This window comes from Oceaniovalibus guishaninsula JLT2003, assembly GCF_000299575.1.
Classification (GTDB): Bacteria; Pseudomonadota; Alphaproteobacteria; order Rhodobacterales; family Rhodobacteraceae; genus Palleronia; species Palleronia guishaninsula.
On the sequence record NZ_AMGO01000021.1, the window covers coordinates 110,927 to 127,245 of the forward strand.

Annotated in this window: 16 protein-coding genes; 14 read left to right on the plus strand and 2 right to left on the minus strand. The window is 67.9% G+C overall.

Going from position 1 to position 16,319, the window contains the following annotated elements; translation table 11 throughout:
• Positions 1-30: 30 nt before the first annotated feature.
• The 3 genes from fsa to OCGS_RS06590 all read left to right on the plus strand — a co-directional run bounded on the left by fsa (position 31) and on the right by OCGS_RS06590 (position 2,441).
• Positions 31-684: a fructose-6-phosphate aldolase gene (gene fsa, locus OCGS_RS06580; RefSeq protein ID WP_007426452.1), complete on the plus strand. Its 654-nt coding sequence runs from the start codon at positions 31-33 to the stop codon at positions 682-684.
• A 141-nt stretch (positions 685-825) separates the two neighbouring features.
• Positions 826-1,530, plus strand: a complete 705-nt coding sequence (locus tag OCGS_RS06585) for a DUF484 family protein (protein WP_007426453.1) — start codon at positions 826-828, stop codon at positions 1,528-1,530.
• Positions 1,527-2,441: a tyrosine recombinase XerC gene (locus OCGS_RS06590; protein WP_007426454.1), complete on the plus strand. Its 915-nt coding sequence runs from the start codon at positions 1,527-1,529 to the stop codon at positions 2,439-2,441. Before OCGS_RS06585 ends, OCGS_RS06590 begins: the two co-directional genes overlap by 4 nt.
• On the opposite strand, the gene OCGS_RS06595 is transcribed toward OCGS_RS06590, so the two are convergent.
• Positions 2,438-3,271, minus strand: coding sequence for a prephenate dehydratase (locus OCGS_RS06595; RefSeq protein ID WP_007426455.1), 834 nt, complete (start codon positions 3,269-3,271; stop codon positions 2,438-2,440). The two genes, OCGS_RS06590 and OCGS_RS06595, sit on opposite strands and share 4 nt — an antisense overlap.
• A gap of 106 nt (positions 3,272-3,377) precedes the next feature.
• Here OCGS_RS06595 and OCGS_RS06600 point away from each other — a divergent pair, with 106 nt between their 5' ends.
• From OCGS_RS06600 to OCGS_RS06630, 7 genes are all read left to right on the plus strand, one after another.
• Positions 3,378-3,896, plus strand: coding sequence for a c-type cytochrome (locus OCGS_RS06600; RefSeq protein WP_007426456.1), 519 nt, complete (start codon positions 3,378-3,380; stop codon positions 3,894-3,896).
• Positions 3,897-3,989: 93 nt separating this feature from the next.
• The gene (locus OCGS_RS06605) at positions 3,990-5,852 is read left to right on the plus strand and encodes an extracellular solute-binding protein (protein ID WP_007426457.1); all 1,863 of its coding nucleotides are present in this window, start codon (positions 3,990-3,992) and stop codon (positions 5,850-5,852) included.
• Positions 5,853-5,859: 7 nt separating this feature from the next.
• Entirely contained in the window at positions 5,860-6,939 is a 1,080-nt protein-coding gene (locus OCGS_RS06610; RefSeq protein WP_007426458.1) for a microcin C ABC transporter permease YejB, read from the plus strand.
• 1 nt (position 6,940) lies between these two features.
• Positions 6,941-8,161: an ABC transporter permease gene (locus OCGS_RS06615; RefSeq protein ID WP_007426459.1), complete on the plus strand. Its 1,221-nt coding sequence runs from the start codon at positions 6,941-6,943 to the stop codon at positions 8,159-8,161.
• Entirely contained in the window at positions 8,158-9,762 is a 1,605-nt protein-coding gene (locus OCGS_RS06620; protein WP_007426460.1) for an ABC transporter ATP-binding protein, read from the plus strand. The genes OCGS_RS06615 and OCGS_RS06620 overlap by 4 nt, the downstream gene beginning before the upstream one ends.
• Positions 9,763-9,827: 65 nt before the next feature.
• Positions 9,828-10,745, plus strand: coding sequence for a diacylglycerol/lipid kinase family protein (locus OCGS_RS06625; protein ID WP_007426461.1), 918 nt, complete (start codon positions 9,828-9,830; stop codon positions 10,743-10,745).
• Positions 10,742-11,533, plus strand: coding sequence for a metallophosphoesterase family protein (locus OCGS_RS06630; RefSeq protein WP_007426462.1), 792 nt, complete (start codon positions 10,742-10,744; stop codon positions 11,531-11,533). Before OCGS_RS06625 ends, OCGS_RS06630 begins: the two co-directional genes overlap by 4 nt.
• On the opposite strand, the gene OCGS_RS06635 is transcribed toward OCGS_RS06630, so the two are convergent.
• Complete coding sequence (locus OCGS_RS06635; protein ID WP_007426463.1) at positions 11,534-12,856, minus strand: D-alanyl-D-alanine carboxypeptidase family protein; 1,323 nt, start codon at positions 12,854-12,856, stop codon at positions 11,534-11,536.
• A 265-nt stretch (positions 12,857-13,121) separates the two neighbouring features.
• Between OCGS_RS06635 and clpS the strand changes: the two genes are divergently transcribed.
• The 4 genes from clpS to hemF are packed head-to-tail and all read left to right on the plus strand — an operon-like array spanning position 13,122 to position 16,254.
• Positions 13,122-13,478 carry an ATP-dependent Clp protease adapter ClpS gene (clpS, locus tag OCGS_RS06640; RefSeq protein WP_007426464.1) on the plus strand — a complete coding sequence of 119 codons (357 nt, stop codon included), beginning with the start codon at positions 13,122-13,124 and terminating at the stop codon, positions 13,476-13,478.
• A gap of 18 nt (positions 13,479-13,496) precedes the next feature.
• On the plus strand, positions 13,497-14,486 hold the full coding sequence (locus OCGS_RS06645; protein WP_007426465.1) for a class I SAM-dependent methyltransferase: 990 nt from the start codon (positions 13,497-13,499) through the stop codon (positions 14,484-14,486).
• Positions 14,487-14,496: 10 nt separating this feature from the next.
• Positions 14,497-15,306, plus strand: coding sequence for an SDR family NAD(P)-dependent oxidoreductase (locus OCGS_RS06650; RefSeq protein WP_007426466.1), 810 nt, complete (start codon positions 14,497-14,499; stop codon positions 15,304-15,306).
• A 57-nt stretch (positions 15,307-15,363) separates the two neighbouring features.
• Entirely contained in the window at positions 15,364-16,254 is an 891-nt protein-coding gene (gene hemF / locus OCGS_RS06655) for an oxygen-dependent coproporphyrinogen oxidase (RefSeq protein WP_007426467.1), read from the plus strand.
• Positions 16,255-16,319 lie beyond the last annotated feature (65 nt).

Sequence of the window (16,319 nt, forward strand, 5' to 3'; positions counted from 1 at the left end):
GACGGCACGATCCAACCGGAAGGACAGGCCATGAAGTTCTTTGTCGATACCGCCGATACCGACGCCATCCGCGAGCTTGCCGCGCTGAACATGGTGGACGGCGTGACCACCAACCCGTCGCTGATCATGAAGTCGGGCCGCGACATCAAGGAGGTCACGGCCGAGATCTGCGAGATGGTGGACGGCCCCGTCAGCGCCGAGACCGTCGCCGCCGACGCCGACGGCATGATCGCCGAGGGCCGCGAGCTGGCGAAGATCGCCGACAACATCGCCATCAAGGTGCCGCTGACCTGGGAAGGGCTGCGCGCGTGCAAGGTGCTGACCGACGAGGGGCGCATGGTGAACGTGACGCTGTGCTTTTCGGCCAACCAGGCGCTGCTGGCGGCCAAGGCGGGGGCCACGTTCATTTCGCCCTTCGTCGGGCGGCTGGACGATCTGAACATCGACGGGATGGAACTGATCGGCGATATCCGCACGATCTATGACAACTACAATTTCGACACGCAGATCCTGGCGGCGTCGATCCGCACGGCGAACCACATGAAGGAGGCCGCGCTGATCGGGGCCGACGTCGCCACCGCGCCGCCCGCGGTCATCAAGGCGATGGTGTCGCATGCGCTGACCGACAAGGGCGTCGAGGCGTTCCTGAAGGATTGGGCCAGCACCGGACAGAAGATCCTGTAACCCCCCCTAACCGCCAAGCTGTGACCGGCAAGCTGTGACCGGGGCGCGCCATCGGGGCGGATCGTGCATTGCCCCTTTGCGCCCGCCCCCGCGCCCCGTGTAGTGTCGTCCGAAACAGAACAACAAAAACGGACGAGGCATATGGGCGAACCCGCGAGCAACGCGGATCTGCGCGAGCGGATCCTGCGCGAACCAGACGTGATTCTCGAAGACATGGACGTGATGCGCGCGCTCGTCGCGGCCAGCGACCGGCAGGCGGGCGACAACGTGATCGACCTGCGCGGGCTGGCCATGCGGCGGCTTGAACAGCGGCTGGACTGTCTGGAGGAAACCCACCGCAGCGTCATCGCCGCGGCCTATGACAACCTGTCGGGCACGCGGACGATCCACCGCGCGGTGCTGTCTCTGCTGGATCCGCCCAGCTTTCCGGGCTTTCTGGCGACGCTGGAAGGCCCCGTCAGCGAGGCGCTGCGCGCCGCCGACCTGCGGCTGATCCTCGAGACGGAAACGGATCTGGATACCGGGGCGCCGGGGCTGTCGGGGCGGATGCTGGTGGCGGTGGCGCCGGGCACCGTCGCGCGGCTGACCGACACGCCGCGCGGCGCAGCGCCCCGCCGCGTCACGCTGCGCGACGGGGGATCGGCGTCGGCGCGGATGCCGGGCGGCGCGGGCGGCGGCATCCTGTCCGAAGCGATCCTGACGCTGGATCTGGGGCCGGGACGCCTGCCCGGCGCGGTGCTGCTGGGATCGCGCGAGGCGCAGCAATTCGCGCCCGGACAGGGGACCGACCTGCTGGAATTCTTCGCCGGCACGCTGGAACGGGTGCTGCGGCGCTGGCTGGCATGATCGCGCCCGCCCTGCGCGACGCGGTCGAGCGCTGGCAGGACGGCCTGTCGGCGCTGGACGGATCGGCGGGGGCGACGCTGGACGCCTATCGCCGCGACGTGCTGGGGTTTCTGGCGTTCATGCAGGCCCATCTGGGCGGGCTGGCGACCGCCGGGGGGCTGGCCGCCGTCACCGTGGGCGACATGCGCGCCTGGATGGCGGCCGAGCGGGGACGCGGCATCGCCGCGCGGTCGCTGGCGCGCGAATTATCGGCGGTGCGCAATTTCGTCCGCTGGGCGGCGCGGCGCGAAGGGTTCGATCCCAGCGTGATCCTGTCGGCGCGGTCGCCCCGGTTCCGGCGGCGGCTGCCGCGCCCGCTGGACGTGGATTCGGCCCGCGCCATGCTGGACAGCGTCGATTCGCAGGCGTCGCGCCCCTGGGTCGCGGCACGGGATCTGGCGGTGCTGACGCTGCTATGGGGCTGCGGGCTGCGGATCTCGGAGGCGCTGTCGCTGACGGGGGCCGACGCCGAATTGCCCCAGACGCTGCGCATCCGCGGCAAGGGCGGCAAGGACCGGCTGGTGCCGGTGCTGCCCGCCGCCGCGCGGGCGGTGGCGCGCTATGCGGCGATCTGCCCCTATCCGCTGGGCGTGGACGGCCCGCTGTTCCGGGGCGTGCGGGGCGGCGCGCTGGACCAGCGCATCGTCAGGGGCACGATGGAACGCGCGCGGATGCAGCTTGGCCTGCCCGCGACGGCCACCCCCCATGCGCTGCGCCATTCCTTCGCCACGCATCTGCTGGAAGCGGGGGGCGATCTGCGCACGATCCAGGAATTGCTGGGCCACGAATCGCTGTCGACGACGCAGGCCTATACGTCGGTCAATTCGGCGCGGCTGATGGATGTCTATGCCAAGGCGCATCCGCGCGGCTAGAACCGCCGGCGGTCGGCGGGATAGACGCCCAGAAGCGTGATCTCGTCGGTGAAATAGTCGAGCTCCTCCAGCGCGCGGGCGAGGGGCGGATCGTCGGGGTGGCCTTCGACATCGGCGTAGAACTGGGTCGCCGTGAACCGCCCGCCGACCATGTAGCTTTCCAGCTTGGTCATGTTGACGCCGTTGGTGGCGAAACCGCCCATCGCCTTGTAAAGCGCGGCCGGAATGTTGCGGACGCGGAAGACGAAGCTGGTGATCATGCCGTCGCCGCCGCGCCGGGTCATGTCGGCATCGCGCGACATGACCAGAAAGCGCGTGGTGTTGGTGTCGTGATCCTCGATCCGGGCGGCGACGATATCGAGGCCGTAGATTTCGGCCGCGAGATCGGAGGCCAGCGCGGCGCGGGCGGGATCGCGGACCTCGGCCACTTCGCGGGCGGCGCGGGCATTGTCGCTGCTGGACACCCCCGCGATGCCGTGGGTGCGCAAAAACCCCGCGCATTGCGGCAGGATCACCGGATGGCCATGCGCCTCGCGGATGCCCTCGAGGCGGGCGCCCGGCACGCCCAGCAGGTTGACATGCACGCGAACGAACGCCTCGGCCACGATATGCAGGCCCGAGCGGGGCAGCAGCGAATGCACGTCGGCCACGCGGCCATAGGTGCTGTTCTCCACCGCGATCATGCCCAGGTCGGCATCGCCCGCGCGCACGGCGGCGAACACGTCCTCGAACGTGCGGCAGGGAAGCGGCGCCATGTCGGGGCGGGTTTCGCGGCAGGCCTGGTGCGAATAGGCCCCCAGTTCGCCCTGGAAGGCGATGCGTTGTGTCATAGTGTCCCCTGCCCCGCACCGACGCGGCCTTCGGGCGCATATCGCTTGAAAGCGGCGCGGTTAAGCGGATAGAGAGTGCACGATTTGGGCGCAAGGCGGGTGAAGCATGTTCGACACTATGACACTGACCAAGATCGTCGGCAGTTTCTGCGGCGCCCTGCTGATCTTTCTGCTGGGAAGCTGGGTCGCCGAAGGGATCTATTATTCGGGCGACGGCCACGGCGAGGAGATGCAGGCCTATGTGATCGACACCGGCGAGGACGAAGCCAGCGACGAACCCGTCGAGGAAGGCCCCGATTTCGAGGTGCTGCTGGCCTCGGCCGATCCCAGCGCGGGCGAGCGGGTGTTCGGCAAGTGCAAGGCCTGCCACAAGCTGGAAGCGGGGGCCAACGCGGTCGGCCCCTATCTGCACGGCGTGGTCGGCCGCCCCGTCGATGCGGCCGAGGGATTCAACTATTCCGGCGCGCTGGAAAAGGTCGTCGATGTCTGGACGCCCGACCATCTGAACCACTTTCTGGAAAATCCGCGCGGCTATGCGCCCGGCACCGCGATGAGCTTCAACGGTCTGCCCGATGCCGAAGACCGCGCGAACCTGATCGCCTATCTGGAAACGCAGGACGGCTGATCGCGGCCCCGCACGGGCCGGTCACGCGATTTCAATTTGGACTTGGCGCGGCGCCGCTTTAGCGTCCCTGCTGGACCTGCAACGGAGATCGCGATGAACGACCGGCCCCGACCGCCCCTGCGCCGCCTGCTGACCGGGCTGGCCGCCGCGCTGGCCCTTGCGGGGCCGGGCGTGGCGCAGGACGACGCCGCCATCGTCACCGCGCATGCCTATTCCGATCTGGGCGGCATCAAGTATCCGCCCGACTTCGCGCATCTGGACTATGTCAACCCCGACGCCCCCAAGGGCGGCGAGATGGCCACCTGGGCGCGCGGCACGTTCGACAGCATGAACCCCTATTCGCGCAAGGGCCGGTCGCCGGCGTTCTCGGTCCTGCCCTACGAGCGGATCATGACGACCACGGACGACGACGCCTATGCGTCCTACTGCCTGCTGTGCGAGACGCTGGAATATCCCGAGACGCTGGATTGGGTGATCTTCAACCTGCGCGACGACGTGACGTTTTCCGACGGCACCCCGATGACCGCCGAGGACGTGGTGTTCACCTATAACCTGTTCATCGAGCAGGGGTTTTCGTCCTTCGCCGCCGCGGTCAGCCAGATGTTCGACAAGGTCGAGGCGCTGGGGCCGCACCGGGTGAAGTTCACCTTCAACCCCGATCTGCCGCGCAAGGGGATGATAAGCCAGGCCGGCGCATCCATCGTGTTTCAGAAGAAATGGTTCGAGGAGACGGGCGCGCGGCTGGACGAATCGCGCCTGACCCAGCCGCCCGGCACCGGCCCCTACATGATCACGCAGGTCGAGGTGCCGCGCCGCATCGTCGCCACGCGCAACCCCGATTACTGGGGCGCCGATCTGCCGATCAATCGCGGGCGGTGGAATTTCGACACGCTGCGGGTGGAGTTCTTTGCCGATACCAATGCCGCGCTGGAGGGGTTCAAGGCGGGCGTCTATACGTTCCGGCAGGAGACAAGCTCGATCGCGTGGGCGACGCAATACGACTTTCCGGGGATCGACAGCGGCGCGATCGTCAAGGCGGAATTGCCGGACGGATCGCTGCCGGTGGCCAGCGGTTTCGTCTTCAACCTGCGCAAGCCCAAGTTGCAGGACGTGCGCGTCCGCCGGGCGCTGGGGCTGATGTATAACGGCACATGGACGAACGACACGCTGCAATACGCGCTGTTCGAGCAGCGCGAATCGTTCTGGCAGAATTCGGACTTGCAGGCCAAGGGCGTGCCCGAGGGGCGCGAGCTGGAGCTGTTGCAGACGCTGGGCGACGGGATCGACGACGCGATCCTGACCGAACCCGCCGTGCTGCCGCACGAAAGCGGCGACCGGCAGCTTGACCGGGGCAACCTGCGCGAAGCCAGCGCCCTGTTGCAGGACGCGGGCTGGATCGCGGGCGACGACGGGCTGCGCCGCAAGGACGGCGAGGTGCTGACCATCGAGTTCATCGAGAACAATCCCAGCTTCGACCGGATCATCCTGCCCTATATCGACAACCTGAAGCGGCTGGGCGTCGATGCGCGCTATAACCGGATCGACGACGCGCAATATACGTCCCGCGTGCGCGACCATGATTTCGACATGATCTTCGACGGCTATACCAACGGGCTGGAGGAGGCTTTGGGCATCGGCCAGCGCTATGGCTGCGAGGATCGGGACGACGTGTTCAACCCCGCGGGCTATTGCAACCCGGCGGTGGACGAATTGATCGAGCGGCTGGTCGAGACCGACACGCTGGAGGACATGCAGGCCGCCGTGCGCGGCATCGACCGGATCATGCGGGCCGATTATTTCATGGTGCCGGTCTGGTACAATCCGCGCTATTGGGTCGCCTATTACGACATCTTCGACTATCCCGAACCGCTGCCGCCCTATGGCTTGGGCAACCTCGATTTCTGGTGGTACCTGGACGAGAAGGCCGAGGCGCTGAAGGCGTCCGGCGCGCTTTAGCACCCCGATGGGCGCCTATATCCTACGCCGGCTGCTGCTGATCGTGCCCACGCTGCTGGGAATCATGATCATCAACTTCACGCTGACGCAGTTCGTCCCCGGCGGCCCGATCGAGCAGATCCTGGCCACGATGGAAGGCGAAGGCGACGTGTTCGCCGGCATTTCGGGGGGCAGCGGCGACGCGGATATCGGCGGCGGGTCCAGCGAATACGTGGGCGCGCGCGGCCTGCCGCCCGAGTTCATCGAGCAACTGGAACGCGAATTCGGCTTCGACAAGCCGCCGCTGGAACGGTTCTTGGGGATGTTGTGGAATTACGTGCGCTTCGATTTCGGCGAAAGCTATTTCCGGTCGATCAGCGTGATGGAGCTGGTGCTGGAAAAGATGCCCGTGTCGATCACGCTGGGCCTGTGGTCCACCTTGATCGCCTATCTGGTGTCGGTCCCGCTGGGCATCCGCAAGGCGGTGCGCGACGGCAGTTCGTTCGACACATGGACCAGCGCGCTGATCATCGTGGCCTATGCGATTCCCGGATTCCTGTTCGCGATCCTGCTGCTGGTGCTGTTCGCGGGGGGCAGCTATTTCCAGTGGTTCCCGCTGCGCGGACTGACGTCGGACAACTGGGCGCAACTGAGCTGGCCCGCGCGGATCGTCGATTATTTCTGGCATATCGCGCTGCCGGTGCTGGCCTCGACGATCAGCGCCTTCGCCACGCTGACGCTGCTGACCAAGAACAGCTTTCTGGACGAGATCCGCAAGCAATACGTCACGACCGCGCGTGCCAAGGGGCTGTCGGAACGCAAGGTTCTTTACGGGCACGTCTTTCGCAACGCGATGCTGATCGTGATCGCGGGGTTCCCTTCGGTGTTCATCGGCGTGTTCTTCGGCGGCAGCCTGATCATCGAGACGATCTTCTCGCTCGACGGGTTGGGACGGCTGGGATTCGAGGCGGCGGTGGCGCGCGATTATCCGGTGATCTTCGGCACGTTGTTCGTGTTCGGGCTGATCGGGCTGATCGTTGGCATCCTGTCGGATCTGATGTATGTGCTGGTCGATCCGCGCATCGACTTCGAACGGCGGGAGGGCTGAGGTGACGCGCCCCGACCGCATCCCCCACGACCCGGCCGAGCCGACCGAACCCGGCATCGTGACGCCCCCCATCCAGCCCAGCCCCGGACAGGACGCGCCGCCGCCCGTGGCCCCCGCGTCGCGCCGGCCGTTCCTGTCGCCGCTGAACCGGCGGCGCTGGCGCAATTTCCGCCGCAACGGGCGGGCGTTCTGGTCGCTGGTGATCTTCACGGCGATCTTCACGTGCTCGCTGTTCGCCGAGTTCATCGCCAACGACAAACCCATCCTGCTGAGCTTCGACGGCGAATGGCGCATGCCGATCTTCAGCTTCTATCCCGAAACGGCCTTCGGCGGCGATTTCAGGACCGAAGCGGTTTACAAGGATATCGAGGTGCAATGCCTGATCCGCAGCGGCGGACTGGAGGATTGCTTCGACGATCCCGAAGGGGTGATCGCCGAAGGCGCGGTCGCCGAGGGCGCGCAGCCGGGCTGGATGATCTGGCCGCCGATCCCCTATTCCTATGACACGATCAACGATATCGGCCGCGCGGCCCCGTCGCCGCCCGACGGCGATCACCTGCTGGGCACCGACGACACGGCGCGCGACGTGGCGGCGCGGGTGTTATACGGGTTCCGCCTGTCGATCCTGTTCACGCTGATCGTGACGGTGCTGTGCACGCTGGTCGGGGTCGCGGCGGGGGCGGTACAGGGCTATTTCGGCGGCTGGACGGATCTGGCGTTCCAGCGGGTGCTGGAGATCTGGTCGTCCACGCCGTCGCTGTTCGTCATCATCATCCTGTTCGCGATCCTTGATCGAAGTTTCTGGATCCTCGTCTTCATCTCGGTGCTGTTCGGCTGGCCCGCTTTGGTGGGCGTGGTGCGGGCCGAGTTCCTGCGCGCGCGCAACTTCGAATACGTCCGCGCCGCCCGCGCGCTGGGCGTCGGCAGCGGCACGATCATGTTCCGCCACATGCTGCCCAACGCAATGGTCGCCACGGTGACGATGCTGCCCTTCGTCATCACCGGCACGATCTCGACCCTGGCGGGGCTGGATTTCCTGGGCTTCGGCCTGCCGTCGTCTGCGCCGTCGCTGGGCGAGCTGACGTTGCAGGCCAAGCAGAACCTTCAGGCGCCGTGGCTGGGTTTCACCGCGTTCTTCACCTTCGCGATCATGCTGTCGCTGCTGGTCTTCATCTTCGAGGGGGTGCGCGACGCCTTCGATCCGCGAAAGACGTTCCAGTGACGCCGGTGCTGTCCATCCGCGGCCTGGACGTGCGCTTTCGTCAGGACGGGGCCGAAACCCACGCGGTGCGCGACGTGTCCTTCGACATCGCGCGCGGCGAGACGGTGGCGCTGGTGGGCGAAAGCGGATCGGGCAAGTCGGTGACGGCGCTGGCGGGGCTGGACCTGCTGGCCGGATCGGCGGCGGTGACGGGATCGGTGCGCTACGACGGCGAGGAACTGGTCGGCGCGCCCGAGCGCACGCTGCGCCGCATCCGGGGCAACGACATCAGCTTCATCTTTCAGGAACCGATGACCTCGCTGAACCCGCTGCACACGCTGGAACGGCAGTTGACCGAAAGCCTGGAACTGCATCAGGGCCTGCGCGGCGACAAGGCGCGCGCGCGGGTGCTGGACCTGCTGGACAAGGTGGGGATCCATGACGGGGAAAGCCGGCTGGGCGCCTATCCGCACCAATTGTCGGGCGGACAGCGGCAACGGGTGATGATCGCGATGGCACTGGCCAACGGCCCCGACCTGCTGATCGCCGACGAACCGACCACGGCGCTGGACGTGACGATTCAGGCGCAGATCCTCGAACTGCTGGCGGATCTGAAGCGGCGCGAGGGGCTGTCGATGCTGTTCATCACGCACGACCTGACCATCGTGCGCAAATTCGCCGACCGTGTCTGCGTGATGAAGGCGGGCGAGATCGTGGAACGGGGGCCGACCGCGCGGATCTTCGGCGACCCGCAGCACCCCTATACGCGGATGCTGCTGGCGGCCGAATCGACGGGGCTGCCGGGGCCGGTGGCGCCGGACGCGCCGGTGATCGTGCGGACCGACGGGCTGCGTGTGTGGTTCCCGATCCAGCGCGGGCTGCTGAAGCGCACGGTCGGGCACGTCAAGGCGGTGAACGACGCCACGCTGTCGGTGCGCGCGGGCGAGACGCTGGGCATCGTCGGCGAATCGGGGTCGGGCAAGACGACGCTGGCGCTGGCGATCATGCGGCTGATCGCGTCGGAGGGCGACATCGCCTTCGTCGGGCGGCCGATCCAGGGCCTGCGCTCGCGGCAGTTGCGGCCCCTGCGCGCCGACATGCAGATCGTGTTCCAGGATCCCTATGGTTCACTATCGCCGCGCATGACGGTCGAGGAGATCATCGCCGAGGGGCTGGGCATCCACGGGGTCGAGCCGGGGCGCGACAAGCGACAGATGGTGGCCGACATCATGGCCGAGGTGGGACTGGATCCGGCCACGATGCACCGCTATCCGCACGAATTTTCGGGCGGCCAGCGCCAGCGCATCGCCATCGCGCGGGCGATGATCCTGCGGCCCAAGCTGGTGGTGCTGGACGAACCCACCAGCGCGCTGGACATGACGGTGCAGGTGCAGATCGTGGAATTGCTGCGCGACCTTCAGGCGCGATACGGGCTGGCGTATCTGTTCATCAGCCACGACCTGAAGGTGGTGCGCGCGATGGCGCATCAGGTGATGGTCATGCGCCGCGGCGACGTGGTCGAGGCGGGCCCGGCGGCCGAAGTGTTCGACGCGCCGCGCACCGATTATACCCGCGCGCTGATGGCCGCGGCGTTCGATCTGAAGGCGGAAAACGCGGCCTGACGGCGAGGGGCGGCAACGATCCGGCGGCCATCCGCGTTGGGCGGCACGACCTTGACGGAGCCATCATGCCGGACCAGCCGACCGACCCGACCGACCGCCGTTCGATCTGCGTGATCGCCAACCGCAAGTCGGGCCGCAATTCGCGCGACCGGGCCGCGATCGAGGACGCGCTGGCGACGTTCGGCGACGGCGCGCGGCTGGTGGAATGGGGCAAGGATGACGACATCGCTTGCATCGTGGATCGCGCCGTGGGGGACGGCGCCGACCTGATCGTCGCGGCAGGCGGCGACGGCACGGCGATGGCCGTGGCGGGCGCGATGCTGGGCCGCAACGTGCCGATGGCGGTGCTGCCGCTGGGCACGTTCAACTTCTTCGCGCGCGGTCTGGGGCTGTCGGAAGACCCGAAGGAAGCCGCGCGCCAGATCTTGGCGGGCGGCGCGCGCGACATCCGCATCGGCACCGCCAATGGCAGACCGTTCCTGAACAATGCCAGCCTCGGCGTCTATCCCGCCATCCTGAAGGAACGCGAAACGGTCTATCGCCGCTGGGGGCGTCGCCGGATCGCGGCGCATTGGTCCGTCGCAAAGACCTTCCTGCGGTTCCAGCGCCCGATGGACGCGGTGCTGCGGATCGACGGGGGCGCGCGGGAAATCCGCGTGCGGACGGCGCTGATCTTCGTCGCGCGGTCGATCTATCAGCTGGACAGTTTCGGCCTGAAGGGCGCGGGCGCGATCCACGACGACGCCTTCGCGGTGCTGATCGCCAAGGGCGAGACGCGGGCGCGATTGTTCCGGCTGGCCTGGCGGCTGGCGACCGGCCGCGCCGAGGCGGGGCGGGAATACGATTTCGTCCCCGCGCGCGAGATGGAGGTCACGCTGCGCCGCCCCCGCGCGCTCTTGGCCTATGACGGCGAGAAGACGCGCGCCGTGTCGCCCTTCGTGTTCCGCATGTCGGACCGTCCGCTGCGGATCGTGCTGCCGTGATCCGGGTGCTGCATCTGTCGGATCTGCATTTCGGCCGCGACCGTCCCGAATTGCAGGACCCGCTGCTGGCGCGGATCGACGCGCTGGCGCCCGATGTCGTGGCGATTTCGGGCGACTTCACCCAGCGCGCCCGGATCGGCCAGTTCGAGCGGGCCAGCGCCTTTGTCGATCGCATCGCCCAGCCGGTGATCAGCGTTCCGGGCAACCACGACACGCCGCTGGACAATATCTGGATCCGCATGCTGCGGCCCTGGGCGCGGTATCGAGATGCCATCGACTCCGAGCTTGAGCCGGTGATGGAGACCCCCGCGGCGGTGCTGGCGGGGGTGAACACCGTCAACCGGTTTTCGTGGCAGCGCGGGCGGATGTCGCGGCGCACGGTGACGCGGGTCTGCGACGCCTTCGCGGATGCGGGCGACCGGGTGCGGATCGTGGTGCTGCATCATCCGCTGGAACACGGTCAGGACGTGGACAAGCGGCTGATGCGCGGGGCGGAACCCGCTTTGGCCGCCTTGCAGGAATGCGGGGCCGACATGGTGCTGTCGGGGCATCTGCACCACACGATCACCGCGCCGTTCGGGCTGGCGCAGGGATTGCTGTTCGTGCAGGCGGGGACCGGCCTGTCGAGCCGTCATCGCGGCGACCGCAACACCTTCAACCTGATCGAGGCGGATCGCCGGCGGATCGCCGTCCAGACCTGGCAGGACGACGAGGGGGACGATTTCCGCCCCTTTCTGGACGCGGCCTTCACCCGGCAGGACGGGGTCTGGCGGCGCGCGGACGCCTGATCAGCCCGGTCCGAGGGTCGAGCAGGTCATGTTGCGCGCGCTGAGCCTGCGGCAGGCCAGCGACGCCATTTCCTCGGACATGCCGACGAAATTGGCGTCGTATCCGCCCCCCTGCGGGACGACCTTGCGCAGCGCATCGTCCAGTGTCCCGATCTCGACCAGGGCGGTCTTGAGCAGGATGCGCTCGGCCTCGCTCTTTGATCCGAAGCGGCCAAGATTGATGCCCCAGTGCCGCCCGCCGCTGGTCGAGACGCGGGTGACGACCTCGAGCACGTCTTCGGGGCGCGCGACGGGGGCGGCGGCGCTGGCCAGCGCGATCTGCACGCCGCCCGGCATGACGGGCGCGGCGTTCGCCGCCATCATCGGCGCCGACACGCTGCCAGGCCGGGGCGCGGGCCGCGCGGTGCTGGCGACGGAAACAGGCGCCACGCGCACGGCCGACGCAACGAGCGACGGCGCGTCATAGCGCGGCGCGCGATCGAATTGCGGGGCAGCGGCGCAACTGGTGATGCGCGAAAAGCCCAGATCCATCAGTTCGGCCACCTTGGCGTTGCGCTGCGCGGTGGACCGGCCGCCGAAGACGGTGGCGATCACCCGCTCGCATCCGCGTTCGGCCGATGCGACAAGGTTGAACCCCGCCGCCGAAGTATAGCCCGTCTTGATGCCGTCGGCGCCCTTGTAGGCAGCCAGAAGGCGGCGGTTGGTGTTGTTCACCGGCGCGATCCCGGCATCGGTCGAGGTGCGGCTGAACAGGTTGTAATATTGCGGATAATCCCAGAACAGGCGGCGGCCCAGCAGGGTCATGTCGCGCGCGGTGCTGAGATGGCCTTCGCGCGTCAGGCCGTTGGCGTTCTTGAAGGTCGTGCGGGTCATGCCCAGCGATTGCGCCGTCGCGGTCATCCGTGCGGCGAAGGCCTGTTCGGAACCCGATATCGCCTCGCCTATGGCGGTGGCGGCGTCGTTGGCGGATTTCACCGCCGCGGCGCGCACCAGATAGCGCAGCGCGATCTTCTGCCCGGCGCGCAGCCCCAGCTTGGACGGCGGTTCCTTGGCGGCGTTCGATGACACCGTAACCAGCGTGTCCATCGTGATCTCGCCCCGTTCGACCGCCTGGAAGGCAAGGTAGAGCGTCATCATCTTGGTCAGAGACGCGGGATGCAGGCGCGCATCGGCGTTCGTTTCATGCAGCACCTGGCCGGATCGCGCGTCGATCACCAGCGCCGCATAGGGTTGCGCATGGCCTGCATGGGGGGCCAGAACCCCCACCAGGCACAGAAAAACAACCGCCCAGATACGGGCGAACTTCCACCGTCGAATATCCACGGGACACTGCCTCTATCTGCCTCGACGTGCCCGAATCTTTGCCGTCCGGGTCACGGGGGAAACGCTAGCACGCAAATCCGCCCCGGAAAATAGCGATTGTTCAGACAGTTTTAGCGTGATCCTCATGCAACGCATGCAGGATGCGGGCCGTCACACGACATCGGGCGATCAAGCGCCCCTGCGTCGTCCCGCTGCCCTTTTCAGCGCGGCAGGCGTCCTTATATAGTCGGACCTGACCCGAACATGCCCAATGCGAGGCCCGGACGTGATCGACCTGCCCCCGCTGAAAACCGCCGCGCGCCCCGTCAGGCCGTCGCAGGACGACGACGGCGCCACCGGCGTCGCGCTGGAGGCGAAGCCAAAGACCAAGCGGCCGCCGCTTTACAAGGTGATGCTGCTGAACGACGACTATACCCCGATGGAATTCGTGGTGCATGTGCTGGAACGGTTCTTCGGGCTGACCCACCCGCAGGCGTTCGAGATCATGCTGACTGTGCACAAGAAGGGGCTGGCCGTGGTCGGGGTCTTCAGCTTCGAGGTGGCGGAAACGAAGGTGACGCAGGTGATGGATTTCGCCCGCCGCCATCAGCATCCGCTGCAATGCACGATGGAAAAGGAATAGGCGCGGCCCGCGCCCGTCATGCTTGCCGCAAGATTGCCCCTTGCCCTGAACGAGGGGCTGCTGGACTTTCCGCTGCTGATCTGGGGCGCGGGGGACGGGGATCTGCCCGATGGCGTGCTGGCCGGTCTGCCGGGGCCGGTGACGGTGGTGCAGGCCCGCCAGCCCGATCACGACCGGCTTGCCACGCGCGGTATCGACGTGGTGCGCGCGCCGCGGGGCCGCTTTGCCACGGCGCTGGTCGTGCTGCCGCGGTCGGCGGCGCAGGCGCGCGACCGCATCGCGCGGGCGGCCGCATCGACCGACGGCGCGGTGATCGTGGACGGGCAGAAGACTGACGGCGTTGATTCGATGCTGCGCGCGCTGCGCGGGCGCGGGGCGGTCGGGCCGGTCATCGCCAAGGCGCATGGCAAGATCTTCGCGGTACGGGACGCGGATGTGACCGACTGGCTGGCACCGCCTTCGCGCAACGCCGAAGGATTCGTCACGCCGCCGGGCAGCTTTTCGGCCGATGGGGTCGATCCGGCCTCGGCCCTGCTGGCCGCCGCATTGCCCGAGGGGCTGTCGGGCCGCGTCGTCGATGCCGGGGCCGGCTGGGGATACCTGTCGGCGCGGGTTCTGGCCCGCCCAGGCGTCACCGCCTGCCATCTGGTCGAGGCGGATGCCGATGCGCTGGACGCCGCGCGCGTCAACGTCGCCGATCCGCGCGCGGTCTTTCACTGGGCCGACGCCACCGCGTTCCGGCCGCCGCAACCCGCCGATCATGTGGTGATGAACCCGCCCTTTCACCGCGACCGGCGGGCCGATCCCGATCTGGGGCGCGCCTTCATCGCGGCGGCGGCGCCGATGCTGGCCCCGCGCGGGCAGTTGTGGATGGTCGCCAACCGCCATCTGCCCTATGAAGCCGATCTGGGGCGTGCCTTCGGACAGGTGACGGAACTGGCCGGGTCGGCATCGTTCAAACTTTACCATGCCGCCCGGCCCAGGGGGCCCGCGCGGCGCGTTCGCTGAAAGGCGCATCATGTCCTTTTCCATCGCCGGAAAGACCGCCATCGTGACCGGGGCCGCGAACGGCGTGGGCCTTGCCATAGCGCGGCATTTCATCGACCGGGGCGCCAATGTGATGATGGCGGATCTGGACGAGGAGAAGATGCGCGCCGAGATCGGCGAGCTGGACGACGACGGCGGCACGGCGCGCTATTTCGCGGGCGACCTGCGCGAGAAGCTGACCATCGCCAACCTGCTGTCGGCCACGGTGGACGCGTTCGACGACATCGACATCCTGGTCAACGCTTCGCGGCAGATGGAGCGGTCCAATCCGCTGGACCCCGACGACGACGCGGTCGAGGCGCTGTTGCAGCAGAACCTGATGATTTCGCTTCGGCTGTCGCAGCAGGTGGCCAAGCGGATGATCCGCCAGACCGAGGAATCGGGCCGGACCGAGGGGCCGGCTGGGTCGATCGTGAACCTCAGCTCGATCGCGGCACGGCGCACGCAGCCCGACCTGCTGGCTTATTCGGTCAGCTCGGCGGCGCTGGACCAGGCGACGCGCTGTCTGGCGGTGGCGCTGGCCCCGCACCGCATCCGCGTCAATTCGGTGGCCTTCGGCAGCGTGATGAGCGCCAGCCTGCGCGGCGCCATCAAGGACCGCGCGCAGATCCGCGACGACATCATCGAGGGCACCCCGCTGAGCCGCATCGCCAAGCCCGCCGAGGTCGCAGGCGCGGTGCAGTTCCTGGCGGCGGACGAATCGGGCTTCATGACCGGGCAGATCCTGACCATCGACGGCGGCCGCACGCTGTTGGATGCCGTGGATGCGCCTGCCCATTGAGCGGCGCGCGGGCCGGCGGCCGGGCATGGGTATTTGGAGAAAGATGAAGGGCAGGCGATGAGCGGGATGGAAGCCGAGAAGGCCGAGGCGGCGGCGTGGTTCCGCGCGCTGCGCGACCGCATCGTGGCGGCGTTCGAGGGGCTGGAGGACAGTCACGATGCCGGTCCCTTCGCGGACGAGCCGGCGGGCCGGTTCGAGGTGAGCCGGACGCATCGGCGCGGCGAGGCGGGCGAGGATGCGGGCGGCGGGCTGATGAGCGTGATGCGCGGCGGGCGCGTCTTCGAGAAGGTCGGCGTCAACGTTTCGACCGTGCACGGAACGCTGAACCCGCGCGCGCAGGCGGCGATGGCCGCGCGACGGGGGCTGCCGGGCATCGCCGACGATCCGCGCTTCTGGGCATCGGGCGTCAGCCTGGTGGCGCATATGCGCAACCCGCATGTGCCCGCAGTGCATATGAACACGCGGATGTTCTGGACGCCGGGCGCCTGGTGGTTCGGCGGCGGGTCCGACCTGAACCCCTGCATCGAATATGCCGAAGATACGGCGCATTTCCACGCCGTGCAGAAGGCGCATCTGGATCCCCACGGGGCCGGGGAATATCCGCGTCTGAAGGCGTGGGCGGACGAGTATTTCTTCATTCCGCACCGCAACCGCGCGCGGGGCGTCGGCGGCATCTTCATGGACGACCGCTGCACCGGGGACTGGCGGGCCGATTTCGCCCTGACCCGCGACATCGGCGAAGCGTTCCTGCCCGCCTTCGTGCCGCTGGTCGAGCGGCGCCGGGTGCAGCCCTTCACCGATGCGGATCGCGACGCGCAGCTGATCCACCGAGGGATCTATGCCGAATACAATCTGGTCTACGATCGCGGCACGAAGTTCGGGCTGGAGACGGGACACGATCCCGATGCCGTGCTGATGAGCCTGCCGCCCCTGGCGAAATGGGTCTGACGGCCGGTCTGGCCAATGCCTTCGGCGCGGGCTAGATCGCCGCATCACGCAGAACGAAGGCCGAG

Coding starts and splice junctions, on each gene's coding strand:
- fsa (WP_007426452.1), top strand. CDS start 31: ATGAAGTTCTTTGTCGATACCGCCGATACCGACGCCATCCGCGAGCTT.
- OCGS_RS06585 (WP_007426453.1), top strand. CDS start 826: ATGGGCGAACCCGCGAGCAACGCGGATCTGCGCGAGCGGATCCTGCGC.
- OCGS_RS06590 (WP_007426454.1), top strand. CDS start 1,527: ATGATCGCGCCCGCCCTGCGCGACGCGGTCGAGCGCTGGCAGGACGGC.
- OCGS_RS06595 (WP_007426455.1), bottom strand. CDS start 3,271: ATGACACAACGCATCGCCTTCCAGGGCGAACTGGGGGCCTATTCGCAC.
- OCGS_RS06600 (WP_007426456.1), top strand. CDS start 3,378: ATGTTCGACACTATGACACTGACCAAGATCGTCGGCAGTTTCTGCGGC.
- OCGS_RS06605 (WP_007426457.1), top strand. CDS start 3,990: ATGAACGACCGGCCCCGACCGCCCCTGCGCCGCCTGCTGACCGGGCTG.
- OCGS_RS06610 (WP_007426458.1), top strand. CDS start 5,860: ATGGGCGCCTATATCCTACGCCGGCTGCTGCTGATCGTGCCCACGCTG.
- OCGS_RS06625 (WP_007426461.1), top strand. CDS start 9,828: ATGCCGGACCAGCCGACCGACCCGACCGACCGCCGTTCGATCTGCGTG.
- OCGS_RS06645 (WP_007426465.1), top strand. CDS start 13,497: ATGCTTGCCGCAAGATTGCCCCTTGCCCTGAACGAGGGGCTGCTGGAC.
- OCGS_RS06650 (WP_007426466.1), top strand. CDS start 14,497: ATGTCCTTTTCCATCGCCGGAAAGACCGCCATCGTGACCGGGGCCGCG.
- hemF (WP_007426467.1), top strand. CDS start 15,364: ATGAGCGGGATGGAAGCCGAGAAGGCCGAGGCGGCGGCGTGGTTCCGC.